The sequence below is a fragment of the Streptomyces sp. NPDC091412 genome, from assembly GCF_044756885.1.
Lineage (GTDB): Bacteria > Actinomycetota > Actinomycetes > Streptomycetales > Streptomycetaceae > Streptomyces.
Genome location: NZ_JBIVTV010000010.1, coordinates 1 through 14285, shown reverse-complemented (window position 1 = coordinate 14285; position 14285 = coordinate 1). Strand labels below are relative to the sequence as shown.

Genomic DNA, 14285 nt, shown 5'->3' with positions numbered 1-14285 from the left:
CAAGGGCGGCACCCCCTTCAGGAGGGTGCCGCCCTTGGCGTGCGGGGGACGGACGGTGCGCGCTGCGCGGCCCGCACCGGTCTACGGCTCGAACTTGTAACCGAGCCCCCGGACCGTCACCAGATAGCGCGGGGCGCCCGGATCCGGCTCGATCTTCGCGCGCAGACGCTTGACGTGGACGTCCAGCGTCTTGGTGTCGCCGACGTAGTCGGCACCCCAGACACGGTCGATGAGCTGCATCCGGGTCAGGACCCGGCCGGCGTTGCGCAGCAGCATCTCCAGCAGGTCGAACTCCTTGAGGGGGAGGTCGACCTTGGAGCCGGAGACCGTGACCACGTGCCGGTCGACGTCCATGCGGACCGGCCCGGCCTCCAGGGCCGCCGGAGTGACCTCCTCCGGCTCACCGCGCCGGCGCAGCACCGCGCGGATACGGGCGACCAGCTCGCGGGAGGAGAACGGCTTGGTGACGTAGTCGTCAGCGCCTATCTCCAGGCCGACGACCTTGTCGATCTCGCTGTCCTTGGCGGTCACCATGATCACGGGAACGTTGGAGCGGCCGCGCAGCTGGCGGCACACCTCCGTGCCGGGCAGCCCCGGCAACATCAGGTCGAGGAGGACGAGATCGGCGCCGTTGCGCTCGAACTCGTCGAGTCCGTCGGGCCCCGTGGCCGCTACGGCGACCTCGAAGCCCTCCTTGCGGAGCATGTACGACAGGGCGTCGGAGAAGGACTCCTCGTCCTCGACGACGAGCACTCGGGTCACGGAAGGACCTCCGGGGCGGGAAGCGGTTCGTAAGGGGTGGGGTGGGTGAGTGGCTGCCCGGCCTCCTCGTCGAGGGCGGGGTGCTCCTGCGCGCGGTCGCGGGCCTCTCGGGCCGCGGCCGCCTCCGGCAGTCGCAGGGTGAAGGTGGAGCCCTGTCCCTCGGCGCTCCACAGGGTGATCTCCCCGCCGTGCGAGGCGACCACGTGCTTCACGATCGCCAGACCCAGACCGGTGCCCCCCGTGGCACGCGACCGGGCCGGGTCGACGCGGTAGAAGCGCTCGAAGATGCGCTCCTTGTCCTTGTCCGAGATGCCGATGCCCTGATCGGTGACGGCGATCTCGATGAGGTCCCCGCCGGGGACGTTGACCCTGCGGGCGGCGATGCCGACGCGGGTGCGGGACGGGGAGTAGTTGACGGCGTTCTCCACGAGGTTGCCGAGGGCGGCGGCGAGCTGGCCGCGGTTGCCCCACACGCGCAGGTCGGCGGTGCCGCCCGCCCGTCGACCGGCACCGCCCTGAGCGAGCCCTTCGGGCGCCACCATGTTCGAGGCCATCGTGATCTGCTTGGTTCCCGCCTGGTGGCGGCAGCGGTCGACGGCCTCGGCCACCAGCTCGTCCACGCGGACGGGCTCGGCGTCCTCCAGCGGGTCGTCGTTCTGCACCCGGGACAGGTCGATGAGCTCCTGCACCAGGTTGGTGAGCCGGGTCGCCTCGATCTGCATGCGCCCGGCGAACCGCTCCACGGCCTCCGGGTCGTCGGAGGCGTCCATGACGGCCTCGGACAGCAGGGAGAGCGCGCCGACGGGTGTCTTCAGCTCGTGGCTCACATTGGCGACGAAGTCGCGTCGTACCGCCTCGATACGGCGGGCCTCGGTCAGGTCCTCGACCAGGAGCAGGACCAGCCGGGAGCCCAGCGGCGCGACACGCGCGGAGACGGCGAGGGCCTCGCCGCGTCCGGTGCCGCGTCGTGGCAGGTCCAGCTCGACCTGCCGTATCTCTCCGTCCCTCCGCGTGTCCCGGGCCATCTGGAGCATGGGCTCCACGGCCAGCTTGCCGCCGCGGACCAGCCCAAGGGCGTACGCTGCGGAGCTGGCCTTGACCACGGCGTCGGCCTCGTCGAGGACGACTGCGGAGGAACGCAGAACGGAGAGGACGGTGTCCACACCCGGCGGCAGGACCGGGTCGGTGTGCAGGGAAGTACGGGTCGGGCGCCTCTGCTCGCGCTCGCTCCAGCGGAACGCCAGCATGGCGATGACGCCGGTGAGTACTCCGGCGATCGCTGCCGCTGCGGCGACCGCCGCGTTCACGTCCATGCGTCCAGGTTAGGCACGGGACAGGACCCGACCACAGCCGTCGAGGTGCGACCTCGGACACTCGTCGCCCAGAGTTCACCTTGGAGCCAGTATTGGTTCATTTGGGGTGACGGAAACGGACGCGTAGGCCCCGGACCGTGGGAGCGTGGGGGTTCGTACCCCAGGCTCCGCCGTGGCCTCCGGCCCCGGAAAACCCCTACCGAACCCCCGAATGACGACGCACGAGAGGGAACCCTGATGCGGGACGCGTACCACGAGGAACTTGACTCGATCGGCGACGGTCTGGTGGAGATGGCCCGGCTGGTCGGGTCGGCGATCGGGCGCGCCACGACCGCCATCCTGGACGCCGACCTGAAGCTGGCCGAGAGCGTGATCGAGGCCGACCAGAGGGTCGACGAGCTCCAGCACGACCTGGAGGCCCGGGCGATAGCCCTGCTGGCCAGGCAGCAACCGGTGGCGACGGACCTCAGGATCGTCGTCACCTCCCTGCGGATGTCCGCCGACCTGGAGCGTTCGGGCGACCTGGCCCAGCACGTGGCCAAGCTCGCCCGGCTACGCTTCCCGCAGCGCGCGGTCCCGCAGGACTTGCACGCCACCATCCTGGAGATGGGGCAGCTGGCCCAGCGCCTGATGGCGAAGGCGGCCGAGGTGATCGTGACCAAGGACGTCGACCTGGCGCTCCAGCTGGAGCAGGACGACGACGAGATGGACCTGCTGCACCGCACCCTCTTCACGCACCTGATCGAGGACCGCTGGAAGCACGGCATCGAGACGGCCGTGGACGTCACCCTGCTCGGCCGCTACTACGAGCGGTACGCCGACCACGCGGTGGCGGTCGCCAAGCGGGTGGTGTACCTGGTGACCGGTGAGCACGCGGACGAGCTCCAGCAGGACATCCAGCCGGTGACGGGGGTGGAGGGCGCCTGACGGCCGGGGTCGGCCTCCGGCCGGCCCGGGGCGGCGCGAAACGGGGACGCCAGGGCGTGCTCGAGCCACCGTGCGCCGTTGATGCGCCCAGTGCGGCGGGCATGAAATGGGCAAAGGCACCAGTCTCTAGGAGGGACCCATGGCCGAATCCCCCAGCACCACGCCCGACCCCACGCAGGAACGCGAGACCGAGCAGCCCGCCGAGATCAGGAGCCTCCCGCTCTTCGGCGCCTGCGGCTGCGGCTCGGGCTGCGGCTGCGGGTGCCAGTCGGGCGGCCCCTGCCAGTGCGGCTGACGGGACGCCGCCGCCCACCACGTTCACCCGAATCGGTTCACCTCTATCCGCACCGCGGCACGGCGCCGCAGGTGATCGCAGGGCCCCGGTACTCCACCGGGGCCCTGCGCCGTATGCACCGGCACCCGCACCCGCTGTTACCCACGAAAGAGTGACGGCCGCGCCGCGTCCGGGGTGGCGCGCCCTGGCGAACGAGCGCCGCTGCTCAGCGCCCGCAAGGACCTTCCCGCCGACGGCCCGTCAACTGTCCGCGTTCGGCGGCTGAATGATCCCTACAGGCAACCGTCACAGAAATACGGGCGCTCTGTAACACCGGTCGGGAATTACCGCCATGTCCCGGAATCGGCGGACAAGGTATGAGGGCGCGGCCAGCCGGCCGCCACCGCACAGCGCACACCCTCCCGCGCGGCCCGTCCCCGCGGGCGGAGTGTGCTCGCACCAAGCAGGGAGAGCCCGTGTCCATTTCCGTTTCTGTGACCGCTCGTCGTCTGGCCGCCGCCGTTGCCGCCGCCGGTGCACTGGTCGGTACGGTGGCGCTGCCGGCGTCCGCAGCCGGCCACGCCCCGGGCCCGCAGCGCCAGAGCGTGGTGATCAGCAACGTGCACCTCGGCTCCGAGGGCCGCGACCGCCGCTCCAACAGCGCCCTGAACCAGGAGTGGGTGGCGATCACGAACAACAGCCGCGAGAACGTCAACCTGCGCGGGTGGACGCTGTCCGACAGGCAGGGCCACACCTACACCTTCCGCCACTTCCGTCTCAACGGCCACGCCACGGTCCGGGTCCACACCGGCGTGGGCCGCGACACCCGCAACGACGTGTTCCAGGACCGCCGCAACCAGATCTGGGACCGCCGCGACACCGCCACCCTGCGCAACGAGCGCGGCCGCATGGTGGACACCTCCACCTGGAACAACGACCGTCGCGACCCCCGCGACACCCGCGACCCCCGCGGCTCCCACAACAACGACCGCAACAACCACAACGACCGCGGCGACCGCGGCGACCGCAACAACCACGGCGACCGCAACGACCGCAGCGGCCGCCACTGACCCCGGGCACCCCCTGCTGACGGCCCGGGCAGGCCCCGGCCGGTGAAAGGCCCCCGGCCGGCGGAGATTCCGCCGCCCGGGGGCCTCTTCATCACCGGCCGCCAACGCACCCACACATGAGTGACCGTCAGTACGGATGGTGGTTCGGCTTGTCCTGCCACGCCTGGTAGGCCTGGGCGCCCAGCTCGGGGTACATCTGCTTGATGCTGATGCTCCGCTGGTCCGGAGGCCGCTGGAAGTCCTCGTACTGGAAGTCGTCGCTGAACCCGATCTCCTCGGTGGCCTTCCAGTCACAGCTGTAGTAGACGGCGCCGATTCGCGCCCAGTAGATGGCGCTCATGCACATGGGGCAGGGCGCGCCGCTGGTGTAGATCGAGCATCCCTGGAGCATGCGGGCACGCTCCGGCAGGATGTCCGGGGACCCCTCGGGACGGGGCACCAACTCCAGTGTGTACTCGTTCTGGTGGTCTTCCGAGACAGTGGGAGCATCCGGGTTGAGGTACTGGATGGCCTTGCGTATGGCCTCCACCTCGCCGTGCGCCGTGGGGTCCGCCGTGAGCAGCACGCGGTTCTGGCCTCGAGCGATCACCTCGCCGTCATGGGTGATCACCGCGCCGAAGGGGCCTCCCCAGCCGTTCTCGACGGATTCGGTGGCCAACTGCGCCGCTTCGGCCAGGTGTTCCCTGTGTCCCATCTCGGCGCCTCCGATCCCACGTTACTTTTGCGACATATGGGGCTTCTCTCTACTCTAGGAGGCGTGAGTCCTCGTGCAACTCCTGGCTCCCACGGCGACAGCGCGACCGTCGTGGTCTCACAGAAGGTCCGTCCGGGATGTGAAGACGACTACCTGCGCTGGCAGGATCGGACCAACGAGGTCGTAGGCGAATTCGACGGGTTCGAGGGAACGGAGCAGTACCCTCCGCCCTCCGTCGAAGGAAACGAGTGGGTCGTTGTCTTCCGCTTCTCCCATCTGGATCAGCTGACCGCGTGGATGAGCTCCGATACCCGCCGTGAACTCCTCGAACAGGGACGCGACCTGTTCGAGGAGGCCCCCACGCAGGAGGTTCTCGCGGGTGGCACGCCGGTCCACGACGCCGTCACCGCGGTGATCTCGCACGACGTGCGACCTGACCAGGAACGGGGATTCGTGAGCTGGCAGGAGAAGATCCTGTCGGCTCAACGGAGGTTCCCGGGCTTCATGGGCTCGGAGTTGTTCCGGCCCGTGAAGGGGATCCAGGACAAGTGGGTCACGGCCTTCCGCTTCGACACCCGTCAACATCTGGACAACTGGCTCGAATCCACCACCCGCCGAAAGCTCCTCGACGAAGGGCGCGGCACCTTCGTGTCCTACGACGTGCGCAAGGTCGGATCCGCGTTCGGCAGCTGGTTCCGCTTCGAGCAGGGTGCGGAAGAGGGCGGCCCGCCCAACTGGAAGCAGGCCATGTCCGTGGTGCTGGCCCTCTATCCCACCGTCGAGGTCCTCAACCTCGTGGTGGGTCCCCGACTTGCCGCCCTCGGCCTGCCCGGATATCTCGCCTTGTTCATCTCGAACGTGTTGAGCGTGTCCATCCTGACGTGGCTGCTGATGCCGCTGGTGAACAGAGCCCTCGCCTTCTGGCTGATGCCACGTCAGGCGCGGTCCCTCCGCATTGACGTGGCAGGTGCCGCGATGGTGGCGATCTGCTGGCTCGCGTTCGTCGTGATCTTCGGCCTGACCACCGGCTGACGGCCGGCTCCGGGAACTGCTCACGACGAGGAGGTCGTCATGAGCGAACAGAACCGGCGCTCACGGATCGAGGGCGCGGTCCTCCGCAGGGGCGACACGGACTACGAGACCGCCCGTGCGCGGGCTCTGTGGAACGAACTCAAGCCGGACCGGTACCCCGATCTGATCGTCCGCGTCGCCTGCGAGCGGGACGTTCAGGAAGTCCTGAAACTGGCCGTCTCCAGTGGACTGCGACTCGCCGTACGCGCGGGCGGACACAGCTGGTGCGGTTCACCGCTGCGGGACGGAGGCATACTCCTCGACCTCTCCGGGCTCAATCAGTGGGAGATCGATGCCGACTCGGCGACGGCGACCGTGCAGCCAGGTGTCATCGGCAGCAGATTCGCGAAGGAGCTCGCCCGGCGCGATCTCGCCTTCCCCGCAGGGCACTGCCCCTCCGTCGCCCTGGGCGGTTACCTCCTCAGCGGCGGCCTCGGCTGGAACTCCGGTCTGTGGGGGGTGGGCTGCGCGAGCGTACTGGAGATCACCGCGGTGACAGCCGACGGTGACGTGCTCAGGTGCACCGAAGAAGAGCATCCCGGTCTGTTCTGGGCGGCACGAGGAGCCGGACCCGGCTTCTTCGCCGTCGTCACCGGCTTCCGTCTCCGTCTGCGGCCGCGGCCGACCGCACTCGCCACAACCTCCTATGTCTTTCCCCTCACGGCAGTAGGCCCCGTGGCCGACTGGGCCACCGGGGCGGCGCGTGAACTGCCCGCGAAGGTGGAACTGTCCTTCCTGCTGGCCGCCGAGAACGCATCAGGCGTGCCGGATGGGCCGTGGCCCGAGGTGGTCGTCGTCACCGCCACCGCGTTCGCGAACTCGCACACTGAAGCCGTTGACGCCCTGCGTCCGCTGCGCAGTTGCCCTCTCTCCGAACGACCGCTGTCCCGGCGGCTCGATGAGCCGACGTCTCTTGCCGTGCTCTATGACGCCTCCCTGGACCTGTGGCCCGAGAAGCACCGCTACGCGGCCGACACGCTGTGGTCTCACGAGGGCTACGCATCGCTCCTGGCGAAACTGTGTGACGCGGTCGCCAGGGCCCCCTCCGGGAAGTCCTTCGTGCTGGCGCCCGTCTCACCGGTCTCGCGGGAGGACGAGTTGCTGCGGAACATGGCGTTCTCCGTGCTCGGAGAGAGCTACGTCGTGCCCTACGCCGTCTGGACCGATCCCGCACACGACGACGTCAACGTGCACTGGCTGCGCGACGCCATGCGCGCGGTGGAACCGTTCGGGACCGGTCACTACATCGCCGAAGCGGACCTGACCGCCGACCCGTCCCGGGCCCGGCGATCGTTCACGACCGCCGATTGGCAGCTCCTGCGGTCTTTGCGGGCGGAGTACGACCCGCAGGGTCTCTTCTTCTCCTACCTGTCCGCCTGAGGGGACCTGGCGCCCGGAGCAGGCCGCGACGGCCGCCCCGTGACGACGGTGCCCGAGCCCTCAGCTTGGGAAGCGACGGCGCTTGTGTGCCCACATGGCTATTGACCTGCGCAGATCCGCTGTGCTTCCCTCCCGTGAGGGGCTGGGGCACCGCTGTTGACTGTGGCTGTCCGCGCTGCGGGGGAGACCAAGGGCACGGGTGGCGTGCAGGGGCGGGCTGAGGGGGGGATGAAGTGTCTCGGGGCTTTGGGAGACGCATCGGGACTGCGGGCGAAGTGACCACTCCGCCCATGCGCGTACCTCGACCGGACCTGCCCCGACGACGGGAGAGACTCTGGGCCGTGGCGGGTGTCGCGGCCCTCGGATTCCTCATCGTGCTGGAGTTCGCCGCGCGTCGCTACGGCCTACCAGGGCCGATCACCACCCAGGTGCGAGAGGTGGTGGCCGCCCCCAAGTCGGGCGGCCTGCTGTACGCCGCCATGGCGTTGATGATGGTGGTGCTCACCTGGCGGCAACGGTTCATCGCGGCGGGTACGGCGATCGGTATCGATATCGCCTTCTCGCTGGTCCGGTGGGCGTTGGACATCGAGACGACCGGCGGACACCCCTTCGGCAACGGTGCGTTGTGGGTGATTCTGGGCTACGCGGTCGTCGCTGTCACTCGCCGCACCGGCCGGGAACGTGTTTTGCTGCTGAAGGGCGTCGGGCTGGGCCTGCTGCTGGTGGCCGGCCGCAAGACCGGCGACACATGGCTGCTCATCACCTCGAAGACCCGCCCGGCGGTGCTCGACCAGTACGTGGCAACAGCCGATCACGCGCTGGGCGATCCGTCGTGGCTGGTGGGCCGGGCCGTCACGGCCACCGGCCCCATCGGCTTCAATTTCCTCGACATCGTCTACGGTCAGCTCGCGGTGGCCGCAGTCGCCGTCGCCCTGTATCAACTGCGCGGCGTGGCGGTCGAGCGCCGCTTCCCGACCCATCACCTGGTGCGCACCTTTCTGGTGATCGGCCTTCTCGGACCGGCCTTCTACATGATCTTCCCGGTGGTCGGACCGATCTTCGCCTACGGCACCGGCACCGAGCACTGGGCGACGGTCAGCCTGTGGTCGCCGGAGATCCCGTCCAGCGAGCACTGGGCGGTGGCCGACCTGTGGCCACAAACGCCGCCGCCGGTCAATGCCCCGCACCCCATGCCGTTCGACGAGATCACCCCGCGGAACTGCATGCCCAGCCTGCACACGGCGTGGGCGGCCGCGATCTTCATCCATTCCCGCAACGGCCCACGCGTTCTGCGGTACGCGGGCACGTTCTGGCTGATTGCCACACTCGCCGCAACGCTGGGATTCGGCTACCACTACGGCGTCGATCTCATTGCCGGCGTGGTGTTCGTGCTCACGATCGAGGCAGCTCTGCGGGCGCTCGACCGCGGCTGGGACCGGTCGGGGATCCGGCTGGTCGCTTACGGGACAACGGTCTTCGCTGCGCTGTTGGTGTCCTACCGCTTCCTGCCGTTGAAGATGGCCGAGCACCCGTGGGTGTCCGGACCGCTGCTCATGCTGGCGATGACCTCCGTGGTCTACGGCTACGTACGGACCACCGCGGCGTGGCAACCGAGGAGCACACCAGCGCGACAACCGCTACCGCAGCCGGAACCGATCTGAAGCGTGTCGCACGCCACCAACCGGCCCGATACCGGGCCCGGCCGCTGCCCGTGCCAAGCCGTTCAAGCACGGGTCACGAGCTGCGGGTCCGTTCAGCTGAAGGGAACGGCGTCGGCCGGGGCGGTGTGCCAGTTGGTGACGATCGGGTCTTCGACAGTGATGGTGCCGACCGGCAGGGAGACCGGGTTGGGGTCGTCGTCACCGACGCCGACGATGATGAAGTCCAGTTCCTTGCCACCGTTTCCGTTGGTGGTCTTCGGGTTCACCCCGGCGTAGGCGGTGGTGCTCCCGCTCAGCTTGATCTGCTTGCCTGTGGCCTGCTCAGCGGGACCCGCCTGCGTGCCGTCGGACCCGAACGCGACGGTCGGAAGCGCGGCGGGCAGGTAACAGGTGATCCCCGGCTTCGCCTTGGCCATGACCAGGATGTATCCGCCGGCCTGGGTCTCGGACCTGGTGCTCCAGGAGATGTCGTTGGCGCCGCAGCTCTGCCCGACCGGCTCCCGCTTGCCGTTGCCGGTGTCGGCACCGGAGCCGGCCGCGTCCTCGGTTCCCTTGCCCGTCGCGTCGGAGTTCTTGTCGGTGCTCCGACCGCTGCCCGCGGCCGACGAGCCGGACGGGGTGGCCGCATCGCCGACGGGAGTGGCGGACGAAGAACTCTGCGCGGCGCCGGTGTCCGTGGCCGCGTCCCCGTCCTGGCATGCGGTCATCAGCATGGCACCGCCCACGACGGCTGCGGAGACGAGGAAGGCCTTGCGACGGTTGCCGGACATGAAATCCCCCTGGGTAATCAGCAGTTGAGGCCGAAGCTGTTTCGGCTCTCGGTGGTCGTCTGATCACTATGAGGGGGCTGCGAGCCGAAGGGATCCCGGCGCCTTCGTTCCAGGACAACGCTGTCACAGACTGGTGACATGATCACGAGGAGTCGTGGGAGCCCATACCGGTTCGACGACGGTGACCTGCGACTTCACGGGCATACGGGGCCGGCCGCACGCCGCTCGCCACACCGCTGCGACCGTCGTCCTGGTCGACCGGCGGAGGATACGAAATCCGGACTCGTGAGGAGTCGCCGGCGACCCGCTTTCAGCGCGTGCCTGACGCCGGCTCCGATTCGGTCGCTGCCTGCCGGGTGGCCTCGGGCGACGCGGCCACGAGGACCGGGGAGTCGCCTACGGACACGCTCACATCAGGAGCGATGCGGCTTGGTAGAACTGGGCGGTGCCTGCTCCGGAGCGGGCACCGACGACTGTTCTGTCCGGCGTACCGCCTCCTCCCTCCGCCCCGGCCTTCACCTGGAGCCCGCTGTGCCTCTGCCGACAGGTACCACCCGCCCGACATCCCTGCTCCTGTCGACCGCGCTGGCGGCCGTAACGCTCACCGGCTGCACGTTGCTGGAACTCGCCCGGGACTGCGAGGGGACCGAGGACCGGGTGAAGCAGATGGCGGCGCTCGGCATCCTCGACTCCCGGCCAGCCGGGGCCACCGTCCCCCGGGGCTTCGAGGAGGTCGACGCCGGCTGCTGGGCGGACAGCGGCGATGTCTCGGTGTATGCCAACCGGACATACGCCTTCCCCGGCGCACAGGCCGAAGTGGCCGCGTACTACCGGACGGCGGCGGTACGGGACGGATGGAATCCGGACCCCGAGGCCCTGCCCGACGACCTGTGCTTCGCCAGAGAGAACATGGTCCTGCGGATCGTCTTCCTCACCGCCGAGCGCCTCACGGAGGACGGTCACGGAAGCCACCCCGACCTCGCCACCGGGGCCGGCTACTCGATCAACATCGAATCGTTCGTGAACAGCGGCGTCGCGGCGGGCTGCTAGCACCTCCGCCTGCCACCGCCTGTGGACGCGCGCCACTGCTGATGTCAGCCGTCGAGCATGTCCGCAGGTCAACACGGCTCTTGGCAGGGGGCCGGCTGCGGACGCCGCCCCCTCCGGAACAACGAGGAGACCACCCATCCGGCCGGGGTGGTCTCTTCGTTCCAGGGCCTGTCCGACGGGTCGCGTCACCACCCCGGACCCGCCAGCACTGTCACCCGAACGGCGCAACATGACGTGCCACCCACAGGGGTGAGGATCAATCTGACTAGTGCCCCAACCGAGGTAATCCGTGAAAGGGGAACCAAATGCGCATTCGACGAATCCTCGCCGCCGTCAGCGCCACGGCAGCCCTCGCCGGACTCGGCCTCACAGGCGCCGCCACCGCCACCGCCGCCACCGCACAGGGTGCCCCGTCCTACGTCACTCCTTCTCAGTGCGAGGAGGGCGGCGGAACGCCCCGGATCGACTTGCCGGGCAACCCCTGCAAGGGCGGTAAGTACGACGGGCAGTCGGTCGACTAAACCCCACAAGGCGCCCCGCTAAACCCCACAAGGCGCCCCGCAGCCACGCGCCGCGGGGCGCTCCCGCGCGAGCGTGGCCGGGAGAGTCGCAAGGACTGTGCCGACCCGTCGGGCACGCCAGGTCCGAGCCGGCCCGGAAGCACGCGGCGGGCGGGAGCTCCCGAACGCCGTCGCGCCGAGCGCAGCGAGCTGCCACGTCCGCAGTCGGGGCAGCCAAGGGGGCGGGCCGGATGGCAGTCTCCGGACCTGCCAGGTCCCGGGACGCCGAATGGCACCATACCCACCCCCTCACACCCTTCTGATCCGTAGCCCTGCAGAGATCGGTCAACGGGGGCTGCAGAAGGCCCCCGGCGGTCCCACGGAGTGGCTGTCGGTCATGGTCGGTTGCTGTACTTCGCCGGCCGCGGCTACTTGTTCACCCAGTCGCTGGGGATCACGGGCTGGTCCGTGAGAACGCGAAGGTTCTTTCCGTCGGCGTCGACGACGTAGGTGCTGTTGGTGTAGTCAAATCCGTCCACGGCGTTGAAGGCGATCCGGGTACCGTCGGGTGAGAAGACGGGGCTCCGGATGCTGGTCAGCGGGATCGGCCAGTCGCTCTGCAGATCGGTGACGGCGCCGGTCGCCACATCGATGGCACTCAGACCCATTGCGGTGTCGACGACGATGCGCTGCCCGTCGGGGGACCAAACGGGTGTGCCCTGCGCGTAGCGAAGGGTGCTGATCTGGCGCATCTGCCGGGTAGCGATGTCCATGACCCAGACGTCGCGGTCGTAAGTACGGCCGTCGGCCGTCGCGTCCACGGTGGTCTTCACGAAGGCGATGCTCTTGCCGTCGGGCGAGATGGCGGCAACGCCGACACCCGTGGTGAGCACCTCCTGTCCGGTGCCGTCGCTTTTGACCCACTCCAGGCCGCGCGGGCTGTAGTAGAGGATCCGCTTGCCGTCCGGAGACCAGCGGGGGTGTGCGACGTATGGCGCGTTCCCGGTCTCGGGCTCGACACCTCGGACCAGAACGTGCTGGTTACTGCCGTCGGCCTTGGCGACCACGAGGTTTTGGGCATACATGCAGCCCTCGAACTGGGGAATGCAGGTGTCGTCGTGCTGGATGTACGCCACGGTCGACCGGTTCGGAGAGAGGACGCCGTCTTCGGCGTTCTGCGCGAAGGTCCTGGTGACGTCGCCGCTCACGGGGTCGAGCGAGACCATGGCGGGCCAGCCGGAGGAATAGTAGTAAGTGGCGGTGATCTGGCCGGCCGCTGGCCCCTGCTTCGCCGTGGCGGTCCCAGCCATCGGCAGACTGGTAGCGACGACGATCCCTACGGCCAGCACGGTGCGTCTGAAAAGCACTTGAGCCCTCCTGGAAACAGGGAACCGGCGGCTCCGGCCCCGGTACAAGAGCGCAACCGGATCAAGAAGCGTCACAGAGCGGGTCGGGCGCCGTCGGTTTTTGGACCAGGCGCATTCTGAACTACCCAGACATCAGGCCCCGGTTTCCATCTCTGGAAACCGGGGGGTGACGTGGTACCTCTCGCCGGGGTGGCGGGATTTGAACTCCCCGACTGCGCCTCTCACCTGCTGAAATGGTCCGCAGCGGTCCGCGAGGTCGCCGTCGCCGTCGCCGTCGCCGTCGGCCGCAGACTCGCCAACGCCCGGATCGCCACCGAACTGTTCATGAGCGTGGCCACCGTCAAGGCCCGCGTCTCCCGCATCCTCGCCAAGCTCTACCTCGACAACCGCGTGCAGATCGCCCTGCCGGCGTACGAGGCTGGGCTGCTGGAGAACGGCACCGACAACGGACACCCTTGCCACGCCGGGCCGCCTGTTCACCCCGGCCCCGTGGCCGGACGGCGGCGACCCGCCCGGCGAACCCGGCCAGTGCTGCATCGAGTCGGTTTCCTGGGCCTGGGCATCCGACGGCGAGCTCGTCTACGTCGAGGGCCTCGGGTCGGACCTCGCCGTCGAATGGGCCCGTGAGGGCGTCCCCGCCGAGCTCCTCGCCGACGTCGGCCGACCGATCCCCGCCGCTTCCAGGACTTCGTGAGCACGGTACGGCCGGACAGCGGCGCGGCGTCGTAGCGCGCCCCGCGGCACGGACCGATCTTGTACCGACATCCCCGCCCCTGACAGGTTGACCCCATGGGACTCTTCGACAAACTGACCGGAACCAAGCGCCCCGCCGAGGGCATCGCCCCGCGCCCCGCTGCCGAGGTGCACGCGGCCCTGCTCGGGCTCAGCCGTCCCGACGTCCCCTACGTCGTCCGGGACGGCCGCGCGGAGGGCGCCGACCTGGTGGCCGAATGGCGCGTCCTGGACCCGGCGTGGCGGACCTTCTTCATCCGTACGCAGGTGAGCCGGGTGTTCCAGACCCGGATGCGGCTGGTCCCGGAGAAGCACGAAGTCCGCTGCCTCGACCAGCAGTTCGAGGTCTCGTGGGTCGGTGACACCCCCCGGCTGGTCATCGCGGCCGAGGCCCAGCGCGGCCAGGTGCACACGGTCTCCAAGCGCTGGACGCTCGGCGGCGGCGAGGACGGCGGCATCGAAGCGACTGAGACGTTCGGCTTCGACACCAACGACCTGAAGACCCCCTTGCAGGAGACCGTCCTGGGCGTGGGGTGGACGTGGCGCGGGGTCGTCTCCGGCAGGCTGTGAACTGCGGCGACCAGGGCCTGTCCGGCGAATCATGCCGGACAGGCCCTAGCCTCGGGCTTTCATGAAGCGGGCTGTCCGACAGGCAGTCAGGAAAGCAGAAAGTGCCCCTGACCAGCAAGAATGAGGATTGTCGAGGTCCTTGTT

14 protein-coding genes and 1 pseudogene are annotated in these 14285 nt (G+C 69.2%); 10 read left to right on the top strand and 5 right to left on the bottom strand.

Going from position 1 to position 14285, the window contains the following annotated elements:
* Window positions 1-81: 81 nt before the first annotated feature.
* Together ACIQMV_RS23425 and ACIQMV_RS23420 are read right to left on the bottom strand one after the other, a co-directional pair.
* Window positions 82-762, bottom strand: coding sequence for a response regulator transcription factor (locus ACIQMV_RS23425; protein WP_010358452.1), 681 nt, complete (start codon window positions 760-762; stop codon window positions 82-84).
* Window positions 759-2075 carry a cell wall metabolism sensor histidine kinase WalK gene (locus ACIQMV_RS23420; RefSeq protein ID WP_141360103.1) on the bottom strand — a complete coding sequence of 439 codons (1317 nt, stop codon included), beginning with the start codon at window positions 2073-2075 and terminating at the stop codon, window positions 759-761. Before ACIQMV_RS23420 ends, ACIQMV_RS23425 begins: the two co-directional genes overlap by 4 nt.
* A 237-nt stretch (window positions 2076-2312) precedes the next feature.
* Between ACIQMV_RS23420 and phoU the strand changes: the two genes are divergently transcribed.
* From phoU to ACIQMV_RS23405, 3 genes are all read left to right on the top strand, one after another.
* Window positions 2313-3002, top strand: a complete 690-nt coding sequence (gene phoU, locus ACIQMV_RS23415; RefSeq protein ID WP_402595241.1) for a phosphate signaling complex protein PhoU — start codon at window positions 2313-2315, stop codon at window positions 3000-3002.
* A gap of 139 nt (window positions 3003-3141) precedes the next feature.
* Window positions 3142-3297 (top strand): hypothetical protein, encoded by a 156-nt coding sequence (locus ACIQMV_RS23410; protein ID WP_172632924.1) that lies wholly within the window; start codon window positions 3142-3144, stop codon window positions 3295-3297.
* Window positions 3298-3752: 455 nt separating this feature from the next.
* A complete protein-coding gene (locus ACIQMV_RS23405) occupies window positions 3753-4346 on the top strand; it encodes a lamin tail domain-containing protein (protein WP_402595239.1) in 594 nt (197 codons plus the stop codon).
* A gap of 127 nt (window positions 4347-4473) precedes the next feature.
* Here ACIQMV_RS23405 and ACIQMV_RS23400 read toward each other — a convergent pair whose 3' ends face one another.
* Window positions 4474-5040: a nucleoside deaminase gene (locus ACIQMV_RS23400; protein ID WP_141360101.1), complete on the bottom strand. Its 567-nt coding sequence runs from the start codon at window positions 5038-5040 to the stop codon at window positions 4474-4476.
* Between the two features lie 111 nt (window positions 5041-5151).
* Between ACIQMV_RS23400 and ACIQMV_RS23395 the strand changes: the two genes are divergently transcribed.
* The 3 genes from ACIQMV_RS23395 (at window position 5152) to ACIQMV_RS23385 (ending at window position 9152) form a co-directional block, all read left to right on the top strand.
* A complete protein-coding gene (locus ACIQMV_RS23395; protein WP_402595236.1) occupies window positions 5152-6072 on the top strand; it encodes an antibiotic biosynthesis monooxygenase in 921 nt (306 codons plus the stop codon).
* Between the two features lie 39 nt (window positions 6073-6111).
* Window positions 6112-7491, top strand: a complete 1380-nt coding sequence (locus ACIQMV_RS23390) for an FAD-binding oxidoreductase (protein ID WP_402595234.1) — start codon at window positions 6112-6114, stop codon at window positions 7489-7491.
* 341 nt (window positions 7492-7832) lie between these two features.
* The gene (locus ACIQMV_RS23385; RefSeq protein WP_402595232.1) at window positions 7833-9152 is read left to right on the top strand and encodes a phosphatase PAP2 family protein; all 1320 of its coding nucleotides are present in this window, start codon (window positions 7833-7835) and stop codon (window positions 9150-9152) included.
* A gap of 92 nt (window positions 9153-9244) precedes the next feature.
* Here ACIQMV_RS23385 and ACIQMV_RS23380 read toward each other — a convergent pair whose 3' ends face one another.
* Window positions 9245-9922 carry a hypothetical protein gene (locus ACIQMV_RS23380; RefSeq protein WP_402595231.1) on the bottom strand — a complete coding sequence of 226 codons (678 nt, stop codon included), beginning with the start codon at window positions 9920-9922 and terminating at the stop codon, window positions 9245-9247.
* A gap of 531 nt (window positions 9923-10453) precedes the next feature.
* Here ACIQMV_RS23380 and ACIQMV_RS23375 point away from each other — a divergent pair.
* Window positions 10454-10972 (top strand): hypothetical protein, encoded by a 519-nt coding sequence (locus ACIQMV_RS23375; protein WP_402595229.1) that lies wholly within the window; start codon window positions 10454-10456, stop codon window positions 10970-10972.
* 305 nt (window positions 10973-11277) lie between these two features.
* Window positions 11278-11493, top strand: coding sequence for a hypothetical protein (locus ACIQMV_RS23370; protein ID WP_141360096.1), 216 nt, complete (start codon window positions 11278-11280; stop codon window positions 11491-11493).
* Between the two features lie 407 nt (window positions 11494-11900).
* Here ACIQMV_RS23370 and ACIQMV_RS23365 read toward each other — a convergent pair whose 3' ends face one another.
* On the bottom strand, window positions 11901-12839 hold the full coding sequence (locus tag ACIQMV_RS23365) for a hypothetical protein (protein ID WP_402595227.1): 939 nt from the start codon (window positions 12837-12839) through the stop codon (window positions 11901-11903).
* A 240-nt stretch (window positions 12840-13079) separates the two neighbouring features.
* Between ACIQMV_RS23365 and ACIQMV_RS23360 the strand changes: the two are divergent.
* Window positions 13080-13289, top strand: a pseudogene (locus tag ACIQMV_RS23360) (LuxR C-terminal-related transcriptional regulator); the annotation flags it as partial.
* Between the two features lie 339 nt (window positions 13290-13628).
* Complete coding sequence (locus tag ACIQMV_RS23355) at window positions 13629-14141, top strand: hypothetical protein (protein WP_402595225.1); 513 nt, start codon at window positions 13629-13631, stop codon at window positions 14139-14141.
* Window positions 14142-14285 lie beyond the last annotated feature (144 nt).

What these genes read in the sequence shown, in the direction of transcription:
- ACIQMV_RS23410 (WP_172632924.1), top strand. Translation starts at nt 3,142, where the DNA reads ATGGCCGAATCCCCCAGCACCACGCCCGACCCCACGCAGGAACGCGAG.
- ACIQMV_RS23355 (WP_402595225.1), top strand. Translation starts at nt 13,629, where the DNA reads ATGGGACTCTTCGACAAACTGACCGGAACCAAGCGCCCCGCCGAGGGC.
- phoU (WP_402595241.1), top strand. Translation starts at nt 2,313, where the DNA reads ATGCGGGACGCGTACCACGAGGAACTTGACTCGATCGGCGACGGTCTG.
- ACIQMV_RS23370 (WP_141360096.1), top strand. Translation starts at nt 11,278, where the DNA reads ATGCGCATTCGACGAATCCTCGCCGCCGTCAGCGCCACGGCAGCCCTC.
- ACIQMV_RS23380 (WP_402595231.1), bottom strand. Translation starts at nt 9,922, where the DNA reads ATGTCCGGCAACCGTCGCAAGGCCTTCCTCGTCTCCGCAGCCGTCGTG.
- ACIQMV_RS23390 (WP_402595234.1), top strand. Translation starts at nt 6,112, where the DNA reads ATGAGCGAACAGAACCGGCGCTCACGGATCGAGGGCGCGGTCCTCCGC.
- ACIQMV_RS23400 (WP_141360101.1), bottom strand. Translation starts at nt 5,040, where the DNA reads ATGGGACACAGGGAACACCTGGCCGAAGCGGCGCAGTTGGCCACCGAA.
- ACIQMV_RS23420 (WP_141360103.1), bottom strand. Translation starts at nt 2,075, where the DNA reads ATGGACGTGAACGCGGCGGTCGCCGCAGCGGCAGCGATCGCCGGAGTA.